General features: G+C 62.2%; 17 protein-coding genes and 3 pseudogenes. 6 read left to right on the top strand and 14 right to left on the bottom strand.

Annotated features, from left to right (window positions below; translation table 11 throughout):
* The first annotated feature begins 19 nt into the window (after positions 1–19).
* A pseudogene (locus ACFQAU_RS12285) lies at positions 20–900 on the top strand (LysR family transcriptional regulator ArgP).
* Here the strand turns inward: ACFQAU_RS12285 and ACFQAU_RS12280 are convergent.
* Positions 897–1637, bottom strand: coding sequence for a YebC/PmpR family DNA-binding transcriptional regulator (locus tag ACFQAU_RS12280; protein ID WP_132445224.1), 741 nt, complete (start codon positions 1635–1637; stop codon positions 897–899). The pseudogene ACFQAU_RS12285 and the gene ACFQAU_RS12280 overlap by 4 nt on opposite strands.
* 119 nt (positions 1638–1756) lie before the next feature.
* Here ACFQAU_RS12280 and ACFQAU_RS12275 point away from each other — a divergent pair, with 119 nt between their 5' ends.
* Positions 1757–3529, top strand: coding sequence for an SLC13 family permease (locus tag ACFQAU_RS12275; protein ID WP_120351553.1), 1773 nt, complete (start codon positions 1757–1759; stop codon positions 3527–3529).
* Between the two features lie 78 nt (positions 3530–3607).
* A complete protein-coding gene (locus tag ACFQAU_RS12270) occupies positions 3608–4465 on the top strand; it encodes a bile acid:sodium symporter family protein (protein ID WP_132445226.1) in 858 nt (285 codons plus the stop codon).
* A gap of 68 nt (positions 4466–4533) precedes the next feature.
* On the opposite strand, the gene ACFQAU_RS12265 is transcribed toward ACFQAU_RS12270, so the two are convergent.
* Positions 4534–4740 carry a hypothetical protein gene (locus ACFQAU_RS12265; RefSeq protein ID WP_386282530.1) on the bottom strand — a complete coding sequence of 69 codons (207 nt, stop codon included), beginning with the start codon at positions 4738–4740 and terminating at the stop codon, positions 4534–4536.
* Between the two features lie 5 nt (positions 4741–4745).
* A complete protein-coding gene (locus tag ACFQAU_RS12260; protein WP_386282526.1) occupies positions 4746–6077 on the bottom strand; it encodes a hypothetical protein in 1332 nt (443 codons plus the stop codon).
* 319 nt (positions 6078–6396) lie between these two features.
* On the opposite strand from ACFQAU_RS12260, the gene ACFQAU_RS12255 reads away from it, so the two are divergent.
* A complete protein-coding gene (locus tag ACFQAU_RS12255; RefSeq protein WP_132444423.1) occupies positions 6397–7431 on the top strand; it encodes a hypothetical protein in 1035 nt (344 codons plus the stop codon).
* A gap of 1 nt (position 7432) precedes the next feature.
* On the opposite strand, the pseudogene ACFQAU_RS12250 reads toward ACFQAU_RS12255, so the two are convergent.
* The 4 genes and pseudogenes from ACFQAU_RS12250 to mgtE form a co-directional block, all read right to left on the bottom strand.
* Positions 7433–9202: pseudogene (locus ACFQAU_RS12250) on the bottom strand (SLC13 family permease).
* A gap of 93 nt (positions 9203–9295) precedes the next feature.
* Positions 9296–10108 (bottom strand): TIGR00282 family metallophosphoesterase, encoded by an 813-nt coding sequence (locus ACFQAU_RS12245; RefSeq protein WP_120351558.1) that lies wholly within the window; start codon positions 10106–10108, stop codon positions 9296–9298.
* A gap of 131 nt (positions 10109–10239) precedes the next feature.
* On the bottom strand, positions 10240–10800 hold the full coding sequence (locus ACFQAU_RS12240) for a 5-formyltetrahydrofolate cyclo-ligase (protein ID WP_120351559.1): 561 nt from the start codon (positions 10798–10800) through the stop codon (positions 10240–10242).
* On the bottom strand, positions 10797–12200 hold the full coding sequence (mgtE, locus tag ACFQAU_RS12235; protein WP_120351560.1) for a magnesium transporter: 1404 nt from the start codon (positions 12198–12200) through the stop codon (positions 10797–10799). Before mgtE ends, ACFQAU_RS12240 begins: the two co-directional genes overlap by 4 nt.
* A gap of 121 nt (positions 12201–12321) precedes the next feature.
* Between mgtE and guaD the strand changes: the two genes are divergently transcribed.
* Entirely contained in the window at positions 12322–13623 is a 1302-nt protein-coding gene (gene guaD, locus ACFQAU_RS12230; RefSeq protein WP_132444422.1) for a guanine deaminase, read from the top strand.
* A 24-nt stretch (positions 13624–13647) separates the two neighbouring features.
* On the opposite strand, the gene ACFQAU_RS12225 is transcribed toward guaD, so the two are convergent.
* The 4 genes and pseudogenes from ACFQAU_RS12225 to ACFQAU_RS12210 all read right to left on the bottom strand — a co-directional run bounded on the left by ACFQAU_RS12225 (position 13648) and on the right by ACFQAU_RS12210 (position 16820).
* Entirely contained in the window at positions 13648–14067 is a 420-nt protein-coding gene (locus tag ACFQAU_RS12225) for a CAP domain-containing protein (RefSeq protein ID WP_120351562.1), read from the bottom strand.
* Complete coding sequence (locus ACFQAU_RS12220; RefSeq protein ID WP_132444421.1) at positions 14064–15398, bottom strand: 8-oxoguanine deaminase; 1335 nt, start codon at positions 15396–15398, stop codon at positions 14064–14066. Before ACFQAU_RS12220 ends, ACFQAU_RS12225 begins: the two co-directional genes overlap by 4 nt.
* A gap of 133 nt (positions 15399–15531) precedes the next feature.
* Positions 15532–16330: pseudogene (gene hisN / locus ACFQAU_RS12215) on the bottom strand (histidinol-phosphatase).
* 115 nt (positions 16331–16445) lie between these two features.
* The gene (locus ACFQAU_RS12210) at positions 16446–16820 is read right to left on the bottom strand and encodes a helix-turn-helix domain-containing protein (RefSeq protein ID WP_120351565.1); all 375 of its coding nucleotides are present in this window, start codon (positions 16818–16820) and stop codon (positions 16446–16448) included.
* A gap of 624 nt (positions 16821–17444) precedes the next feature.
* On the opposite strand from ACFQAU_RS12210, the gene ACFQAU_RS12205 reads away from it, so the two are divergent.
* A complete protein-coding gene (locus ACFQAU_RS12205) occupies positions 17445–18221 on the top strand; it encodes a Bax inhibitor-1/YccA family protein (RefSeq protein ID WP_132444420.1) in 777 nt (258 codons plus the stop codon).
* Positions 18222–18300: 79 nt separating this feature from the next.
* Here the strand turns inward: ACFQAU_RS12205 and ACFQAU_RS12200 are convergent, their stop codons facing one another.
* The 3 genes from ACFQAU_RS12200 to ACFQAU_RS12190 all read right to left on the bottom strand — a co-directional run bounded on the left by ACFQAU_RS12200 (position 18301) and on the right by ACFQAU_RS12190 (position 19929).
* A complete protein-coding gene (locus ACFQAU_RS12200; RefSeq protein ID WP_067942101.1) occupies positions 18301–18990 on the bottom strand; it encodes a VIT1/CCC1 transporter family protein in 690 nt (229 codons plus the stop codon).
* A 16-nt stretch (positions 18991–19006) separates the two neighbouring features.
* Entirely contained in the window at positions 19007–19165 is a 159-nt protein-coding gene (locus ACFQAU_RS12195) for a hypothetical protein (protein WP_165935557.1), read from the bottom strand.
* 71 nt (positions 19166–19236) lie between these two features.
* Positions 19237–19929 (bottom strand): metal-dependent hydrolase, encoded by a 693-nt coding sequence (locus ACFQAU_RS12190; RefSeq protein ID WP_132444419.1) that lies wholly within the window; start codon positions 19927–19929, stop codon positions 19237–19239.
* Positions 19930–20145 lie beyond the last annotated feature (216 nt).

Genomic DNA, 20145 nt, shown 5'->3' with positions numbered 1-20145 from the left:
GCTTGGATTAGAAAAACTTATGCAGCTAGACAGCGCCCAACTGACCGCTTTGGCGAGCATCCTGCGACTTGGCAGCTTTGACGCGGCGGCGGCGGCGCTCGGGGTCACCCCTCCGCCATCTCGCAGCGGGTGAAGGCGCTTGAGGATCGAGTCGGCACCACGCTGGTCTTGCGCGGCCAACCCTGTACCGGCACGCCGACGGGCCAGCGGCTGGCGAAACATGCCGAAGACGTGGCCCTGCTCGAAGCGCAGGCATTGGGCGTCAGCGGCAACACGTCCCCGCCCCGGCTGCGGCTGGCGGTGCCTGCGGATGTACTGGCGACATGGCTCATCCCGGCCTTGGCGCAGATACCGGAGATGCTGTTTGATCTGGTGATCGACGATCAAGACACCTCCGCCGATTGGCTGCGGCGTGGAGAGGTCAGCGCGGCTGTGACCGGACAAGCCCGCGCCGCACCGGGCTGTGATCTGCGGCCCTTGGGCGCGCTGCGTTATCACCCCACAGCCAGCCCCGCCTATATGAAGAAATGGTTCGCCCAAGGCGTCACCACCGAGACACTGGGCCAAGCGCCGATGCTGACCTTTAACCGCAAGGATCAACTGCAGGGGCGCTGGCTGATGCAAAAAACCGGGCAGCGATTGACCCCGCCCAGCCACCACCTGCCCTCAAGTCACGGCTTCGTGGCGGCGGCGCGCGAAGGCTTGGGCTGGGGCATGAACCCTGCCCCTCTGGTGGCTGAGGATATGGAGATGGGCCGCCTCGTCTCACTCGACGAGGCTCTGCCGCTGGATGTGCCGCTCTATTGGCAGGTCGCGCGGATCATGGCCCCCGCGCTTGCCCCGCTCACCGCCGCCATTCGGGCCGCGGCGCGCGAGGCGCTGGTGCAAGAGGCGCGTTAAAGCTGCGCCATAACCTCGTCGGAAGCCTCAAAGTTGGTAGTGACGCGCTGCACGTCGTCGTCTTCCTCAAGCGCATCGACCAGCTTCATTAGCTTTTCCATGGCCTCAAGGTCCATCTCGGTGGTGGTGGTCGGACGCCAGATCAGTTTAGTCGATTCCGACTCGCCCAGTTCCGCCTCGAGCGCTGTCGACACATCATTGAGATCGGTGTCGGCGCAATAGATGACGTGACCGTCTTCGGAGCTTTCGACATCTTCGGCTCCGGCCTCAATCGCCGCCATCATCACGGTGTCCGTGTCGCCCACGGACGCGGGATAGATCACCTCGCCCTTGCGCTCGAACATAAAACCGACCGAGCCTGTCTCGCCCAGATTGCCGCCGTTCTTGGTGAAGGTCGAGCGCACGGTCGAAGCGGTGCGGTTCCGGTTGTCGGTCATCGCTTCCACGATCACCGCCACGCCGTTCGGGCCATAGCCCTCATAGCGGATTTCTTCGTAATCCTCGCCCTCACCGCCCACGGCCTTCTTGATGGCGCGTTCGATGTTGTCCTTGGGCATGGACTGGCCTTTGGCCTCTTTCACTGCCATGCGCAGACGCGGGTTCTTTTCCGGGTCGGGGTCGCCCATCTTGGCCGCGATGGTGATTTCCTTGGAAAGTTTGGAAAACACCTTGGCGCGCAGCTTGTCCTGACGGCCCTTGCGATGCTGGATGTTTGCCCATTTGGAGTGACCGGCCATGAATACCTCGTTCTGGCAATGCGTTTGCGCCACTCTATATGCCAGCATCACCGCTGGAACAAGCCACCCGGCCTGTGCTTAGCTTTCCTCCTTTGGGGCAACCACGTTAGACCGGATATATGACCACAGATCAGATCATTCTCTTTACCCTCTTTGGCGCGGTCTTTGGCCTGCTGCTGTGGGGCCGCTTTCGCTATGACATCGTGGCATTTGGCGCACTGATGGCCGGGGTGGTGCTGGGGGTGGTGCCCACGGAAAACGCCTTTGACGGCTTTGGCCATCCGGCGACGCTGATCGTGGCGCTGGTGCTGGTGGTTTCCGCCGGGCTGGTGCGTTCGGGCGCGGTGATGTTGATCACCCGCACGCTGGTGGACAGTTCGCGCAGCTTGGGCGCGCATATCTCGATCATGGGGGCCGTCGGCGGGGTGCTCTCGGCCTTTATGAACAACGTGGCGGCCTTGGCGCTTTTGATGCCGGTCGACATTCAGACCGCGCGCAAAGCGGGCCGCGCGCCGGGGCTAAGCCTGATGCCGCTGAGTTTTGCCACCATCCTTGGCGGCATGGCCACGCTGATTGGCACGCCGCCCAATATTATCATCGCGTCGATCCGGCAGGAATCGCTGGGGGCGCCTTTCAAGATGTTCGACTTTGCCCCGGTGGGCGGTTTGGCCGCCATTGCCGGGCTGATCTTCGTGGCCTTGATCGGCTGGCGTTTGATCCCCGCCCGCGAAGACGCGATGATCGAAGCTGATGATATCGCGGAATATATCGCCGAGTTGACCGTGCCCGAGGGCAATAAGCAGATCGGCAAGCGTCTGGCAGAGCTACAGGAAGAAGCACATAAGGCCGATGTGGCGATCCTTGGGCTGATGCGGGACGGCAAGAGGCGCTATGGCACCGCGCGCAATGTGGTGCTGCAGGCCGGAGACGCGATCGTGCTGGAAGCCACGCCCGACGCGCTGGACGAATTTCGCAGCACCCTGAACCTCGCGCTGGCGGACAGTGACCGCGAAGACCTGCTGCTGGCCGATGGCGACGGGGTCGAGATTGTCGAGGTCGTGGTGACCGAAGGGTCCCGCCTCAATGGTCGCACGGCGCAGGCGGTGGGCCTTTCGTGGCGCCAGCGCACGGTGCTTCTGGGTCTGTCTCGGCAAGGCCGCAAGATCACCTCGCAGCTGCGCACAACCGAGCTGAAACCCGGTGACATCCTCTTGCTGCTGGTGCCGCGTGACACGGTGGCCCATGTCACCGACTGGCTGGGCGTACTGCCCTTGGCCGACCGTGGCCTTGCCGTGACCCAAGACAGCAAGACGTGGCTTGCCATCGGCATGTTCGCAGGTGCGGTGGCGGCGGCCTCCTTTGGGTTGATCTATCTGCCCATTGCGCTTGGGCTGGTGGTCGTGGGCTATGTGCTGGCCAAGATCGTGCCGCTGTCGGAGCTCTATACTCATATCGAATGGCCGGTGATCGTGCTTTTGGGCTCCATGATCCCGCTGGGCGCGGCGCTGGAAACCTCGGGCGGGACCGAGTTGATCGCGGGCGCGCTGGTGGGGCTGACCGAGGGGCTGCCCGCATGGGTCGTGCTGACGGTGCTCATGGTGGTGACCATGTCGCTGTCGGATGTGCTGAACAACACGGCGACGACAATCGTCGCCGCCCCGGTGGGCATCCAGATGGCGCAGACGCTCGGGGTGTCGCCCGACCCCTTCCTGATGGCGGTGGCGGTGGCGGCCTCTTCGGCGTTCCTCACGCCGATTGGACATAAGAACAACACCCTGATCCTTGGCCCCGGCGGCTATTCCTTTGGCGACTATTGGCGCATGGGGCTGCCGCTAGAGATCATCGTCGTCGCGGTGTCGATCCCCGCGATCCTCGTCTTTTGGCCACTTTGACGTCGCGCCCCCGGCGCGCGTCAGGCTTGCCAGATCGCATTTGTCGCCCCTAGGCTGATTTCAGCTTTAGGGGGACAAATGGATATTCTAATCAACGTCGTACTGCCGCTGTCTTTGGCGATCATCATGCTGTCGCTGGGGGTCGGCCTTACGGTCCAAGACTTCACCCGCGTTGCAAAATACCCGCGCGCTTTCGGGTTGGGCGCGCTGTGCCAAGTGGTGCTGGTGCCCGCCGCCGCTTGGGCCGTCGCCACGGCCTTTGGCCTCAGCGGAGAGCTGGCGGTGGGGCTGATGATCCTGTCCTTCTGCCCCGGCGGGGTGACCTCGAACATGGTCAGCAAATTCGCGCGGGGCGATGTGGCGCTGTCGGTGACTTTGACGGCGGTCGTCTCGCTCCTGAGCATTCTGACCGTGCCGATCTTCACCGCCATCGCCGTGCGGCATTTCATGGGCGATGCGACCCCGGATGTGTCGGTCGCAACACTTGCCATGGCGATGTTTCTGATCACCACCCTGCCCGTCGCGCTTGGGCTGCTGCTGCGCCACGGCGCGCCTGCCTTGGCCCTGCGGATCGAGCCGGGTCTCTCGGCCCTCGCCGCGCTGCTTTTTGTGCTGATCGTGCTGGCCGCTTTGGCCGGGAACTGGAGCCTTTTTGCTGAGAACCTCGCCAGCCTCGGGCCTGCGCTCATCAGCTTTAACGTCGTTTTAATGCTGCTGGGGCTGGGCATCGCCGGGGCCGCGGGGCTGGCGTGGCGGACGCGCAAGACGATTTCGATTGAGGTCGGCATTCAGAACGCCACGCTGGGCATCACCCTCGCCGCTTTGATATCGGGCCAAGCCTCGGGGTTCAGCGCCTACGCCCTGCCCTCGGCGGTCTATGGGATTACCATGTATCTGGTGGCCCTGCCCTTTGTGCTTTGGTTTCGCAAGCGCTGAGAGTGGGGGCCGCACAAACAATAGGCGCGCCCCGAGGGACGCGCCTTTCTTGTTTAAGGGACGGGCCATCAGGCCATGTCGAAAGCGTCGTCCTCACAGAGGTCGGGCTCTTCGTCTTCCTCCGAAGGCATGGAGGCAAGGCTGAGCGCGTCCAAAAGAGCGGTCGCGCCGTCGGATGTGTCGGCGGCGTCGGGGTCGGCCATGTCGGGATCGACCATACCCGTCACCTCAAGAACTTCCCCGCCAGTCTCGTCCGAGTCGACGACGAGGCGCATCCCGCTCAGATCGATATCCTCGAACGACAGTGAGCCGGGAAAGGTCCACAGGGTAAAGTTGGTACTGCTGACCTCCCCTTCCGAACTATCAGCGGTCGTGCCGAACTGCAGACCGACATCAAAATTGCCCCCGCTTGGGGACCGTCGGTGAAACCGTCAACTCCGTCATCAACAGCCTTCACGTCCGTGAGGTGATACCCCTCGGCGTTCACATCAGGGAAGAAGTTCAGTTCTTCGATCGCACTCCCGTCAGTCACATTGAAGAAAAGTCCGTTGATATCTGCGTGGGACTCAGCTTCAGGGTCTGTGGGTGATAGGTTGAAGTGCAACTCGCCATTAGGCATCTCAGTGACGGCGACTGTGGTCTCTCCATTCTCCCCCATCAGGAATTTCAGAACGGTTTTATCGTCGCCACCGGTATCACTACCTTGCGTACCGCCAGAGCCGGAGCCCTTCGTTCCGCAAGTGCCGGAGCCCTTGGTGCCGCCAGAGCCGGAACCCTTCGTACCACCAGAACCGGAGCCCTTCGTACCGCCAGAACCGGAACCCTTCGTACCGCCAGAGCCGGAGCCCTTCGTACCGCCCGAACCAGAACCTTTCGTGCCACCAGAACCGGAACCCTTCGTGCCGCCAGAGCCGGAGCCCTTCGTACCGCCAGAACCGGAGCCCTTCGTGCCACCCGAGCCGGAACCCTTCGTGCCGCCAGAGCCGGAGCCCTTCGTACCACCCGAGCCGGAGCCCTTCGTACCGCCAGAACCGGAGCCCTTCGTGCCGCCAGAGCCGGAACCCTTCGTACCGCCAGAGCCGGTGCCCTTCGTGCCGCCAGTGCCGGAACCCTTCGTGCCGCCAGTGCCGGAACCCTTCGTGCCGCCAGAGCCGGAGCCCTTCGTACCGCCAGTGCCGGAGCCCTTCGTACCGCCAGTGCCGGAACCCTTCGTGCCGCCAGAACCGGAACCCTTCGTGCCGCCAGTGCCGGAGCCCTTCGTACCGCCAGAGCCGGTGCCCTTGGTGCCACCCGAACCAGAACCCTTGGTGCCGCCAGAACCGGCGCCCTTCGTGCCGCCAGAGCCGGTGCCTTTGGTACCACCAGAGCCGGAACCCTTGGTGCCACCCGAACCAGAACCCTTGGTGCCGCCAGAACCAGAACCCTTGCCGTCATCGCTCCCGTCGAACTTCCCGGCCAGGTTTTCGTCATACCATTTCGCGAAGGAGGATCCCTCTACCCCGCCGTTGTGATAGGACTTCGTTCCGCTGGCGTCGCAACCGCTGCCCGCCGCACCATCGGTGGACCAGCTATCGTCTTTACTGTTCCAACCTTTAGAGAATCTGTAACCCATGACACCAATCCCTCATATACTTTTGCAGTCGCGACCGCTTTGCAGCGCCACGTCCCCCACAGACTTGCGAAACTAACAGGCGCAATTCTCTTTCGGCAAATTCTTTCCATTTTTTCGATGAATGAGGCCAGATGTCGACATAATCGCGAAACAGTAACGCGCCGCGCAGACGCATTGTCCTTTGGTATAGGCCAAACATACCGAATGGCGGCGAATCACTCCGGCCGGATAGGCTGAAATTGCCTTTGTTTTGCCCAAAACCCGCCGTACCCTCGACCGTCAAAACGCCTAGACAGACGGAAACACCAGCGGAGGCCCCATGGCACGACCCAAGGAACAAAGCGCTCAGGCGCAGATCGTCGCAGCGGCGCGCAAGCATTTTGGCCAAGACGTGGCACGGGTATCGGCCCCCGGTGGTGAGAACCGGTCAAGTTTCCGGCTGCACCTGACCGATCGCACCGTCATCGCAACCCTGCGCCCGAACTTTCGCCGCACCCATTTAGAAGCCCATGTGCTGACCGAACTTGGCCGCCATTGCAGCGACCTGCCCGAATGTCTGGGTGTGGTGGGTGAGATCATGTTCCAATCCGATGTCGGCAAACGCCGCCTCAATGTTGAGGTCGCGCAGGTCGCGCCAGCGGTACAGCTTGATCTTGCGGGAGAGGCCGTATCGGCCATTTTTCGCATCCATGGCGCCGCGCGCCAGACCGAGTTGAACGCCATCATGCCGCATCTGGGCAACAACCGCGATTGGGTGCTGAACTTCGTTGATGCGGTGGACTTTCTAAAGGACCTCGGGGGCGGCATTTCAGACCAGTTCGACCGCACCGCCGCCTATGAACGTATCAACGCCCCGGCGCGGCAATTCGTGAAGTGGGACTGCCGGTCGGGCAATGCCGCGATTGGCCGGGATGACAAATTGCGTTGGTTCGATTTTGAATATGCCGGGCTGCGCCATGGCGCCGAAGACATCGCTTGGCTGATCGGGGATGAGGCGTGGCCCGTCGCCCCGCAGGACATGGTCGACGTGGTGATCGACGCCTTCGATCCCACCTGCGGCATCCCCCTGCCCGACTACCTTGACTACCTTTCGGTTTACCTGACCTTCCATGCCGTGCAGCGGCTTAAACTGATCAGCAAGGAAGCCAAGAAACGTGGCTGGCTGAGCAAAGACCGCATCCGGCGCTATGACGATGCAGGCGTGCACCCCGAATTCGCGGCGCATATCTGCCGGGTTGGGGCCTATTTCTCGGACCAATCCGAACTCACCGCGCCGCTGACACGCAACTTCCTTGAGGCGCAGGCGGGATTTGAAGCGATCGTCGCCCAGACCGAAAAGCAGCGCAGCGCCTGAGTTACCAAAACAGCGGGATCACCGCGCTTACCAACAGCGACATGCTCAGGTTCAGCGGGATCCCGATGCGCATGAAATCGGTGAATTTATACCCCCGGCCCGTAAACCAGCGTGTTGGTCTGATAGCCGATGGGCGTGGCAAAGGCGCAGGAGGCCGCGATCATCACCGCCACAACCAGCGGGCGCGGGTCCATGCCAAGGGCGGCGCTGAGGCTGATGGCGATCGGCGTCATGATGACTGCCACAGCATTGTTGCTGACGATCTCGGTAAGGGTCGTGGTCAGCAGGAACACCGCCCAGATGATGAAAAACGGCGGCAACTGTGCCAATCCCGGCGCGATATTGTCGACGATCAGCGCAATTGCCCCTGAGTTCTGCAGGGCAGCGCCCACGGCCAGCATGGCAAAGATCAGCGCCAACAAGCGCCCTTCGACGAAAGAGAATGCCTCCTCTGCGTCGATACAGCCGGTCACCAGCACCACGGCCACGGCGATCACGGCCAAAGCCAAGATCGGCGCGACGTTGAAGGCCGCCAGTGTGACGATGCCCACCAGCGCCGCGATGGCGATCGGCGCATGGCCCCGCCGAAACGCACGGGCCGAGGGTTGGGTCACGTCAACGAGGTTCATCTCGCTGGCCAGACGCTGAATATCCTCTGCAGCGCCTTCCAGCAGCAGCGTGTCCCCCACTTTGACGATCAGTTGGTCAAGCTGTTGGCCGATATTCTGGTTCCGCCGATGCACCGCCAGCGGATAGACGCCATAGCGCCGCCGCAGCCGCATGGAGCCCAAACTACGCCCCACCATCCGGCAACCGGGGGTGATCAGCACTTCGACGGTCGTGGTCTCCACCGCCGAAAGCTGGTCAACCCGGCGCAGTTCTTTGTTGTTTTGCAGGCTCAACAGCTCGGTCATCTGGGTCCGCAGCACCACGCGGTCCCCGACCTGAAGCTCAACGCCTTTGAGGTTGCGGCGCAATGAATCGTCGCCTCGCACCACGTCGATCAACCGCACGCCCTCGCGTTTGAACAGCTGCACGTCCAGCACTTCGCGGCCAATCAAGTTGCTTTCAGGGGGATCACCGCCTCGGTAAAGAACTTCATCTTGGAGCGGTCCGAGAGCATATTCGCCATGCTGTCGCGCGCGGGCAGCAGTTTGTCGGCGAAAAACAGCATGTAAATCAAACCCCATGTGCAGACGACAAGACCCACGGGAAGGATCTCGAAGATCCCAAACGGCGCCATCCCCTGCGACCGCGCCACACCATCGACCAACAGGTTGGTCGAGGTGCCGATCAGCGTGAGTGAACCGCCCATAATCGCGGCATAGCTGAGCGGAATCAGCAACTTAGAGGCTTTGGTATTGAGCGTACGGGTGAGTTGCACCACCACCGGGATCATCACCACGACGACGGGCGTGTTGTTCATGATCGCACTCGCCGCCATGACCGACAGGATCACCCCCGCCACCGCCGTCTTGGGGTGGGTCTTGGCCGAGCGTTCGGCCAGCCGGGTTAGCACATCCAACGCCCCGGTCCGCACCAAGGCCCCCATGATGATGAACATGGCTGCAATGGTCCAAGGCGCGGGGTTCGACAGCACCGCCAGCGCATCGTCATAGGGCAAGACGCCGATGGCCAGCAAAAGCGCGGCACCGGCGATGGCGACCACTTCGGTGGGGAAAGCTTCGCGCAGGAAAAGCACGAACATCATGCCGACGACCACGAGGGTGAGCACCGCCGTCTCCATCGGAGAGAAGCTGAAAAATTCCATCAAGAACCTGTCATTCGGGCAAAAGGCCGTTGTCCAGTTACGCCGATTGCGGCCTTCGGTGCAAGCGCGACGCGTCGCCGCGCCGTGCTGAACTTAAGGTGCGCTGGCCTGCAAGGCACCGCCCTCGCGCACCGGCACGATCCGCGTGGCCCGGCCCGTGCGGTCATCGGTTTCGATATAAACGCCTGAGAGTGTCGCCTCGCCATTGGCCGGGGTGAAACGTTCGCGCGGCATGCCGGTGATGAAACGGCGCAGCGGCTCGGCCTTATCCATGCCGATCACCGAATGATAATCACCGCACATCCCCGCATCGCTGAGGTAGGCCGTGCCTCCCGGCAGGATCATCGCATCGGCCGTGGGCACATGGGTATGGGTGCCGACAACAAGGCTCGCGCGCCCATCGCACCAATGGCCCATGGCCATCTTCTCGCTCGTGGCTTCGCAGTGCATATCGACGATGATCGCCTGCGCCATGCCGCCCAGAGGGTGCGTTTTCAGCACCGGCTCCAGCGCCGAAAAGGGATCATCAAAGGGGCGTTTCATAAAGACTTGGCCGAGCGCTTGGGTCACCAAGACCTTCTTGCCGTTTTGCGCTGTGAACAGCTTGGCCCCCTTGCCCGGTGCATTCTTAGAAAAGTTCAGCGGGCGGATCACGCGCGGCTCCTGCTCTATAAAGCTGAGCATGTCTTTCTGGTCAAAAGCATGATCGCCAAGGGTCAGGCAATCGGCCCCGGCCTCTAGCAACGTCTTGGCATGTGCGCCCGAAAGCCCCATGCCGCCGGTCGCATTCTCGCCATTGACCACAATGAAATCGAGCTTCCAGTCGCGCCGCAGCCGCGCCAGATTTTCGGTGATCGCCCGCCGTCCGGCCCGGCCCATCACATCGCCAAGAAACAAAATCTTCATAACTTATGGACTAGGACGCGCGCGGCTTGGCGGCAACCCTTATTCCGCTTGGGGCATTATTCCGCGTGGGGCCTCGTTCCATTTGGGGCCTTACTCCGCGCGGGGCCTTATTCCACGTGGGCGGGTTAACGTCACGCCACCTCAATCACCCCGGCCTCTGTCACGATCAGATCCAGCGGCTCATCGGTGTCTTCCAACGGAACGTCGTCGCTCTCCTGCCCGGCAAAGGCGAAACCGATTGCCATGGTGGCCCGGCGCGCGCGCAGCATCGCCAGTGTCCGATCATAAAATCCGCCGCCATAGCCCAGCCGCGCGCCTGCGCGGTTAAAGGCCAGCAGCGGAACGATCACGATCTCGGGTTCGAAAAAATCGTTATGTTCGGGGATCATCGCGCCGAAAGTGCCCGCGACCATCGGCGTCTCGGGTGTCCAGCGCGAAAAGGACAGCGGGTGGTCGGGCCACATGATCACCGGCACGCCGACCGGGCCGTGGGCGCAGGCCTCGGCCATGGCCGGGCGGGGGTCGATTTCGGTGCGAATGGGCATGAAGCCCGAAAGCGGCACGCCGCGATAGCCTGCCAAAACTTCAGACAGATACCCAGCCTGCGCGGCATTCGCCTGTTCAAACAACGGCTTGCGGCGGGCAAAGGCGGCCTTGCGCGCCGCGGCCTTACGCGCTGCAGCCTCGCTCACAAAAGCACCAGCGCCGCGAGACCGAGGAAGGCAAAGAAGCCGACAACATCCGTCACCGTGGTGACAAAGGCCCCCGAGGCGAGCGCCGGGTCAATCCCGAACCGCTCCAGCAAGATCGGAATACCGGTGCCAGCCAGCCCTGCCACCACAAGGTTGATCACCATCGCGGTCGCGATCACATAACCAAGCGCCGGAGAGCCGAACCAGATCACCCCGACAATCCCCATGATCACCGCAAAGATCAGACCGTTCACCAGCCCCACCAGAACCTCCCGCCGGATCACCCGCCAGACGTTCGAGCCGGTAAGGTCTTTCGTCGCAATCGCACGCACCGCGACGGTCAGGCTCTGCGTGCCCGCGTTGCCGCCCATGGAGGCGACGATCGGCATCAGCACCGCCAGCGCCACGATCTGCGCAATCGCGGCCTCGAACTGCGAAATCACCATCGACGCGGCAATCGCCGTTACAAGGTTCACCGCAAGCCATGGCAGACGCTGTTTGGTCGTTTCCGCCACACGGTCGGAAAGTGAGCCCTCGCCCACACCCGCCAGTCGCAGGATGTCTTCTTCGTGTTCTTCGTCGAGCACCGCCATGGCGTCGTCGATGGTGATGACGCCGATCAACCGCCCCTCTTCATCAACCACCGGGGCCGAGATCAGGTGGTACTGGTTAAACGCATAGGCCACATCGCCCTCATCGCGCATCGCGGGGATGATCTGGAAGGTTTCCTCCAGGATATCCGCCAGCCGCGTCTCGCGGCGCGAGCGCATCAGCTTGCCCAGCGTCACATTGCCCACCGGGTGCAGACGCGGGTCGACCATGACGATGTGATAGAACTGGTCTGGCAGGTCTTCTTCCTTGGTGGCGCGCAGATGGTCGATGGTCTGGCCCACCGTCCAATGCTCGGGCGCCATCACAACCTCGCGCTGCATCAGACGACCGGCGGAGTATTCTGGCCAGTTCAGCGCCTGTTCAACGGCGACCCGGTCGGTTTCCTCCAGCGCGTCGAGGATGGTTTCCTGCTGCGCGTCTTCCAGATCTTCGATCAGGTCGACGACATCATCGCTGTCCAGTTCACGCACCGCTTGTGTCAGAACCTGCGGCGTCAGGATGGAGATGACTTCTTCGCGGATCGACTCGTCGAGTTCCGACAGAATCTCACCGTCGAATTCCTGCCCATAGAGCCGGATCAGCGCTGCGCGGTCATCCTCGTCGATCTGTTCCAAAAGGTCAGCGATATCCGCCGCGTGCAGCGGTTCCATCAACTGGGTCAGATGGGCTTGATCGTTGGCCTCTACGGTCTCAAGGATCGCGGCAACGGCCTTGCGGTCCAGCATATAGGCTTCGGCATTCTCCTCAGAGGCTACCGCCGGATCCAGCTCTTCGATCTGCTCTGCCATCCGCGTTCTCCGTGCCTGTGCTGCGCTTTGGGCCGACAATATGCAAGCGCCCGCACGGGCACAATGCCGCCCGCGACGCTTCGGTATTGTTCCCCGTCTCGCCCTCACCTAAACCACTGGCATGACAAATCAACGACTCCTTTTGGGCGCAACGCTCAGCTATTCCGGCAACCCGATGCAAAGCGCGTGGGAGGATGCCGTGAAGATCGACACCGAAGGCGGTGTCTTGATCGAAGACAGTCGCATTGTCGCCGTGGGCAATGGCGAACGCCTGCGTGCCGACCATCCGCAGGCCGAGGTGACGCGCTATGGCGATGCGTTAATTTGTCCGGGCTTTGTCGATGCCCACGTGCATTATCCGCAGACCGCGATCATCGCGTCATGGGGTAAGCGGCTGATCGACTGGCTGAATACCTACACCTTCCCCGAAGAGATGCGCCTCTCGGATCCGGCCTATGCGGGCGACATCGCCGCGCGCTATTTGGACCTGACGCTGGCCCATGGGACCACCACTGTTGCGTCTTACTGCACGATCCACCCCCACAGCGCCGACGCGCTGTTTCAGGCGGCAGAGGATCGCGGCCAACGGATCGTAGCGGGCAAGACCTGCATGGACCGCAACGCCCCCGAGGGGCTGCGCGACACGGTGCAATCGGCCTATGATGACAGCAAAGCGCTGATCGAGCGTTGGCACGGCAAGGGCCGCGCGAGCTATGCGATCACGCCGCGTTTCTCTCCGACCTCAACGCCCGAACAACTCTCGGCCCTAGGCGCGCTTTGGGCAGAGCATCCGACCTGCCCGATGCAGACCCACCTCAGCGAGCAGACGGATGAGATCGAATGGGTGCGCGGGCTGTTCCCAGAGGCGCGCGATTACCTTGATACCTATGAGGCCCATGGGCTGCTGGGCGAACGCGGGCTCTACGGCCATGCGATCCACCTAGAGCCGCGTGAGATTGACCGGCTGGCAGAGACAGGCGGGGCGCTGGTGCATTGCCCCACCTCCAATACGTTTATCGGTTCGGGGCTGTTTGACATGACCGGGCTTGCCGCGCGGGGCATTCCGCTGGCGCTGGCAACGGATACCGGGGGCGGCTCTTCCTTCTCGATGCTGCGAACGATGGCCGCAGCCTATGAGGTCGGCCAGTTGCGCGGCACCCCGCTGCACGCGGCGCAGCTGATCTGGCTCGCCACCGCAGGCTCGGCCCGCAGTCTGCATCTGCAGGATCACGTCGGCAGTCTGGCCGAAGGGATGGAAGCGGATATTACCGTGCTATCGCTCAACTCCACCCCCGCCATCGCGCAGCGTCACGCGGCGGCCAAGGATATCTGGGAAAGCCTTTTCGCCACCATCATGATGGGCGATGACCGCGCGATTGCAGATGTTTGGGTTGCGGGTGCGCGTCGGGGTGGCACGGCGTAACGCGCCAACCGTGAGTGGGTCGCCTCAGCAGGGCGCGCCCAGCACCATCACCCAAACTTCACTATCGGCCTGCACCAGCCCCATCTCTTCGGCACGGCTGTCGACCATATTGCGGTAATGCCCCGGCGAGTTGGTCCAGCCGGTCATGACCTCATCCAATGACTGCTGGCCCTTGGCGATATTCTCGGCCACAAAACACCATTGATAGCCCGCCATCGCGGCACGACGGCCCACATCCGTGCCATCGCGGCCTTTGTGGCTGAAATAGTCATGCTCTGCCATATCGCTGGCATGGGTTTGGGCCGCCTGCGCCAAACGGCCATCATAGACGAGGGGTTTGAGCCCCTGCACATCCCGCAACGCATTTACGCGCTCCAACCCCATGGGGTCGGCCAATGCCGGCATGCCTGCCAGCATCAGGATCGATAGAAAAAATGGCCTCATTCAGCCAAGCCTTTCGCCAATTCGTTTTGCCGCGCCACCTGTGCGGCCAAGTCAATCGTGGTGACGTGACCATCGCGCACCACCTGACGGCCTTCAACGAAAAGGTCGCGCACCGCCGTCGGACCGGCAAGAAGCAGCGCAGCCGGATCCCAACTGCCCGCACTATGCACGCCGGAAACGTCCCAAATTGCCACATCGGCGCGTTTGCCGACCATCAGCCGCCCGCAATCAGGGCGCCCCAGCACATCCGCCCCGCCGCGTGTGGCCAGTTCCAAGGCGGCGCGGGGGCTCATCGCATCAGCGCCGCGCGCCACGCGCTGCAACAACATCGCCTGCCGCGCCTCGGCTGCCAGATTGCCGCTGTCGTTGCTGGCCGATCCATCGACCCCCAGCCCCAGCGGCACGCCTGCATCCAGCATCGCCCGTACCGGCGCGATGCCTGACCCAAGGCGGCAATTGGAACAGGGGCAATGCGCGACCCCGGTGCGGGTCCGGGCAAAGAGGTCAATCTCAGACGCGTCCAACTGCACACAATGGGCATGCCAGACGTCATCGCCCAGCCAACCAAGGCTTTCGGCATATTCTCCGGGGCGGCAGCCGAATTTCTCCAGCGAATAGGCCACATCCTCGGCATTCTCGGCCAGATGGGTGTGCAGCATCACGCCTTTGTCCCGCGCCAGAAGCGCCGTGTCGCGCATCAACTCGCGACTGACCGAGAAAGGTGAACAAGGTGCCAATCCGACACGACACATCGACCCTTCGGCAGGATCATGGAAGGCGTCGACCACGCGGATGCAATCTTCCAAGATCGCCGCTTCCCGCTCCACCAGCGCATCGGGTGGCAGGCCACCATCGCTTTCACCGATGCTCATCGAGCCGCGCGTGGGGTGAAACCGCAGGCCCAGTTCGGCGGCGGCGTGGATCGTATCCTCCAGCCGCACGCCGTTTGGGTAGAGATAAAGGTGGTCCGAACTCAGGCTACAGCCCGACAGCGCCAGTTCCGCCAACCCAATCTGGGCCGAGACGGACATATGCTCCGGCCCCATACGCGCCCAGATCGGATAGAGCCGCTGCAACCAGCCAAAGAGCAGCGCATCCTGTGCGCCCGGCACGGCGCGGGTCATGCTCTGGTAAAGGTGGTGATGCGTGTTCACGAGTCCCGGCGTGACGATGCAACCCTTCGCCTCGACAATCTCGCCCTCCGTCCGAAGGCCCTGCCCGATCTCGGCAATCACCCCGTCGCGCAGCAACAGGTCTGCACCGGCAAGCTCGCGCCGGGTATCGTCCATCGTGATAAGGTAATCCGCGCCGCGGATGAGGGTCTCTGCCATAGGTCACACTTTTCGCTATGCCCGTCTCATGCAAAGTGTGTGTGGCCGATGGAAAACGGGCGAGAGAACCGGCCTTTACGGCATTTATCGCATCCCGCCGGGGCCGGTCAATCCGCGGGTTTCGACAATTGGATCAATATGCGGAAAGGACCGCAAGCGCCTGCGCGTGGATTTCGCGGTTGGCCGCCGCAAGCGCCCTGCCCCCTCATGCACCGGGTTGCCCTGCCAATCGGTGACGATCCCCCTGCCGCTTGGATCACTGCGATTGGCGCTTGAATGTCATAGGCGTTCAATCCTGCCTCGATCACCAGATCGACCTGCCCGGCCGCGACCAAAGCATAGGCGTAGCAATCCATGCCATAGCGGGTCAGCAGCGCCTGCGAGGCCACGGCCCGAAAGGCACTGGCCTCATCGGGGCTGCCGACCTCGGGGAATGTGGTGAAAACGATGGCCTGTCGCAGGTCCCGCGCCGCGCGGGCCTGCAGGGGGCGGCTTCCATGCGGCCCGGTCATCAGCGCGCCATCCGGTGCGCCCTCGAACCGCTCGCCGATATAGGGCTGGTCAATGATGCCGTAGAATGGCCCCGACGCATCGCTGACCGCGATCAGCACGCCCCAAGTCGGCGTGCCGCTGAGAAACCCGCGTGTGCCGTCAATCGGGTCAAGCACCCATGTCAGCCCCGACGTGCCGGGCTGCGCGCCATATTCCTCGCCCAAGATGCCATCGGCGGGCCGTTCCGCCGCCAAGATATCGCGCATCGCCCGTTCGGCGGCGCGATCCGCCTCGGTCACGGGGTCAAAACCGGTACCGAGCTTGTTGTCGGCCTGCAAATCAAGGCTGCGGAAATAGGGCAGGATCACCTGACGCGCCGCATCCGCCATCAGATGGGCGACGCGGCGAATATCAGGATCAAAATCAGTGGCGTTCATCATGACGAAGACCTGACAGTTTGCGCGGGTTTGCGCAAGCCTGCCAATGCTTTAGAAAGTCGGGCCCTAGAATGTTGGCCCTTCAAAAGCTAGGCCAAGAAAGACGACCCGGATGGGATCAGGCCACATCGCTCAGCACGCGGGCCAGTTCGAACAACCGGCGGCGCTGGTTCTCGGGGATGGCATAGTAAGAACGGACCAGCTCCATCGCCTCTTTGTCGGCCATCAGATCGGCTGGCAGCCCGTCCACCGCTGGGCCATCTGCGACCTCTTCGTCTTTCAATCCTTCAAAGAAGAAAGACACAGGCACGCCAAGCGCATCCGCGATATCCCAAAGCCGCGAAGCGCTGACGCGGTTGGCGCCGGTTTCGTATTTTTGTATCTGTTGGAATTTGATTCCGACGAGTTCCGCCAGTTTCTGTTGGGTCATCCCCGTCAGCCAGCGCCGCTGCCTGATACGTTTACCCACATGTACATCTACCACATGCACCATATTCTTTAATCCTTATAGGGCACATGCGACCGTGCCAATCTCTGTTCCAAACAAGGACGAAGTGTGCCGTTGCTTCACGCAATACCGCAGGGGTTGCGTGAAAGTCCTACCTCCTATCATAGCGGTTGCGTTGAATTCGGCAAAGAAATTTCACGTGATGGTAAAAATCCGTTCCGTTTCGACCGCAACCTCAGGCGGTGCACTGCCCCTCTCTCTCTTTGACCGGCGGGCGTTGAATCTCCAAGTTTCCTTGGCTGTAGTGGTTTTCCGCTCGGCAACCATTGGATGAACGCGAAGAATATCAATCGGTTCCCCCGGAATAGTTCAAATGCCGTTTTTCTGGCTCTCGGGTGGTTCACGTCACCGTTACCCGCGCCCCGCCGCGCCGCCGAAGCATCGGTGCTTTTCCGCCGATCACCGCACCTTGGGCGACCCGCCCGCCCGAAACAGAGGTCTTACCGACCCTCAGCGCGCGCCCCTGACAAATCCGGGGCGAAACCCGCGATTATTGCCGTGATATCAGGCTGCAAGACACTTGAAATTCGCCCCTTCAGGCCCGATATTCAAAGCCAAGAACGTGTCGGCCGGGTTTCGACACGCAACTTTGCCAATGGGAGTCACTAAATGGCTGACGTCAATTCAATTCGCTCTGCTGCCGGGTCGCGCGTCGCCGCGATCGACGAGGGTCTGCGCGCTCATATGAACAAGGTGTATGGCACCATGTCGATCGGCATGCTCATCACCTTCGCCGCGGCTTGGGCCATCTCTGGGCTGTCGGTTACCTCCGACCCCTCCGCCGCCGCGGCGCAGCTTAGCCAAGATAAGTACCTGACGCAGTTGGGCTATGCGCTCTATGCCTCGCCGCTGAAATGGGTCGTAATGTTCGCGCCGCTCGCTTTTGTCTTTGGCTTTAGCGCGATGATCAACAAAATGTCGGCGGCCACGGCGCAGGTCGTGTTCTACGCCTTCGCTGCCGTCATGGGCATCTCGATCAGCTCGATCTTTCTGGTCTTCACCGGCTATTCCATCGCGCAGGTCTTTTTGATCACATCGATCGCCTTCGCCGGTCTGTCGCTCTGGGGCTACACCACCAAGAAGGACATCTCCGGCTGGGGCAGCTTCTTGATCATGGGCGTGATCGGTCTGGTCGTCGCGTCGATCGTTAATATCTTCCTCGCCTCTTCGGCGCTGATGTTCGCGATTTCGGCCATCGGTGTTCTGATCTTTGCGGGTCTGACCGCCTATGACACCCAGAAGATCAAGACCGAGTATCTGGCCCACGCGCATCACGGCGACACTGAGTGGCTGGGCAAGGCCGCGATCATGGGCGCGCTGAGCCTCTATCTGGACTTCATCAACATGTTCATGATGTTGCTGTCGCTCTTCGGCAACCGCGAGTAATCGCTGGACCATCTGATGCGAAAGGCCGGCCCTGAAAGGGGTCGGCCTTTTTCTTTGGCGGCATTTAAAGTCAAAGCGGTCAGCCAATCGCTCCGAAAAGATGGCCGACCCCCGCGGTCACGGCCATGGCCAAACCACCCCAGAAAACGACACGCCTGATGGCGGGCCGTTTCGGCGCACCGCCCAATTGTGCCCCGCCCGCGCCAAGCAGCACCAGCGCCAGCAACGCAACCAAAGCGATCGTCAGGCCACGCGCCCCCGCAGGGGCCAGAACAGCCGCCAACAAGGGCAGCCCGCCGCCCAAGGCAAAGGCCAGCGCCGAGGCGCCCGCCGCCTGCAGCGGATCGGCCTGACCGGCAAGGCCGAACATGCCCAACTCTTCGCGCGCGTGGGCGCCCAAGGCGTCATGGTCGGTCATCTGTGCTGCGACTTCCAACGCGAGGTCACTTTCCACGCCCCGGTTCTCCAGCCCTTCGGCAAGTTCGCTCAGCTCGTAATCCGGGTCTTCGATCAGGGCCACGCGCTCGCGCTCCAAATCGGCCTTCTCAACATCCGCCTGTGCCGAGACCGAGACATACTCCCCTGCCGCCATTGACAGCGCCCCGGCGGTGAGCCCCGCAAGCCCGGTCAGCAAGACATTGCCCTGCGCCATACCTGCCGCGCTCACCCCCACCAGCAGGCTGGCAGAAGAGACGATACCGTCGTTGGCCCCCAAAACGGCAGCGCGCAGCCAATTGCTGCGGTTGATGAAGTGACCTTCTTTGGGCATCTCAGCCGCCTTACGTCTATTGCGGCTGGTACACCAAAAGATGCGCCGGGAAGATGACTGGCCGGTCACCACCCACGCCGGTAAAGCCGACACTGCCGGTAGGCTCGGCCCGGTCCAGCGGGGCGCAGGCCCCCAGCGTCAGCAACAAGATCACGGCAGTCGTTTTGGCAAACATAGCATTTCCCCGGTGGTTCATTCAGGTATCCCCCGTTCCGCCTTGGCGCGCAAGGCGGTCGGGGCAGTTGGTCAGACGGTGATCGGCTGCATCACCTGCGGCTCCACCACATCGACGCCGGGCAGGCCATCGGTCAACGCCTGCGCCGATTGCTCCAGCGCGTCGAAGGTGCGGTAGTGGCAGGGGATAACCGTCTTGAAATTAAAATAGCGTTTCGCGGCATAGGCGGCCTGCGCCATGTCCATCGTGAAATGCCCGCCCGCGGATAGAATGCCAATGTCGGGTTTGTGATAGTCGCCCATCCAATCCATATCCGCCATGATCGCTGTGTCGCCGGAATGATAGATCGTATGCCCCTCGCCCGAGATCATGAACCCCGTCTCCATCCCGGTGTAGATCGGCCCGTTGTCGCCTTCCACGGATGAGGAATGCGAGGCCGGAACCATGGTGATCGCCACTTCGCCCGTGCGGATCGTGCCGCCTTTGTTAAAGCCCGTGGTTTGTGCGACGCCTTTGCTTTCCAGCCAGCCCATCAGTTCGACCATCCCCGCCACCGGTGCATTGGTCCGGCTGGCGATGTCGGCGATGTCAGCCGTGTGGTCGAAATGGCCGTGGGTGACGAGGATTTGAGTCGCGCCTTTGATCGCTTCGGCATAATGCTGTTCGTCCAGCATCGGGTTGTCTTTGAGCCAAGGGTCGATCAGCAGCACTTGATCTTCGATCTCGATGCGGAATGAGCCGTGGCCGAGCCAGATGATGTTCATGAGGGTCTCCTGAGTAATGTGGGTTTTACGTCAGATTTGACCCTCCGAAGCGCGGAATCAAGTAAACGCCTCCGCATGCCACCAGCCCGGAATCAAGGGCGCATGCCCGCCGGGCAGCGCCAGACCGGCCCAACGGGCTGGCGCTTCTGCAAGCCGGACGCCATCCCGCCATCGCGCAATACCCCAGCAAACATAAATTGCCCAACTGCTTCGAAG

It is taken from the genome of Sulfitobacter profundi (genome assembly GCF_042661425.1).
Classification (GTDB): domain Bacteria; phylum Pseudomonadota; class Alphaproteobacteria; order Rhodobacterales; family Rhodobacteraceae; genus Sulfitobacter; species Sulfitobacter profundi.
Note: the sequence above shows the minus strand (reverse complement) of the source record. Positions and strands in the feature narration are given on the sequence as shown.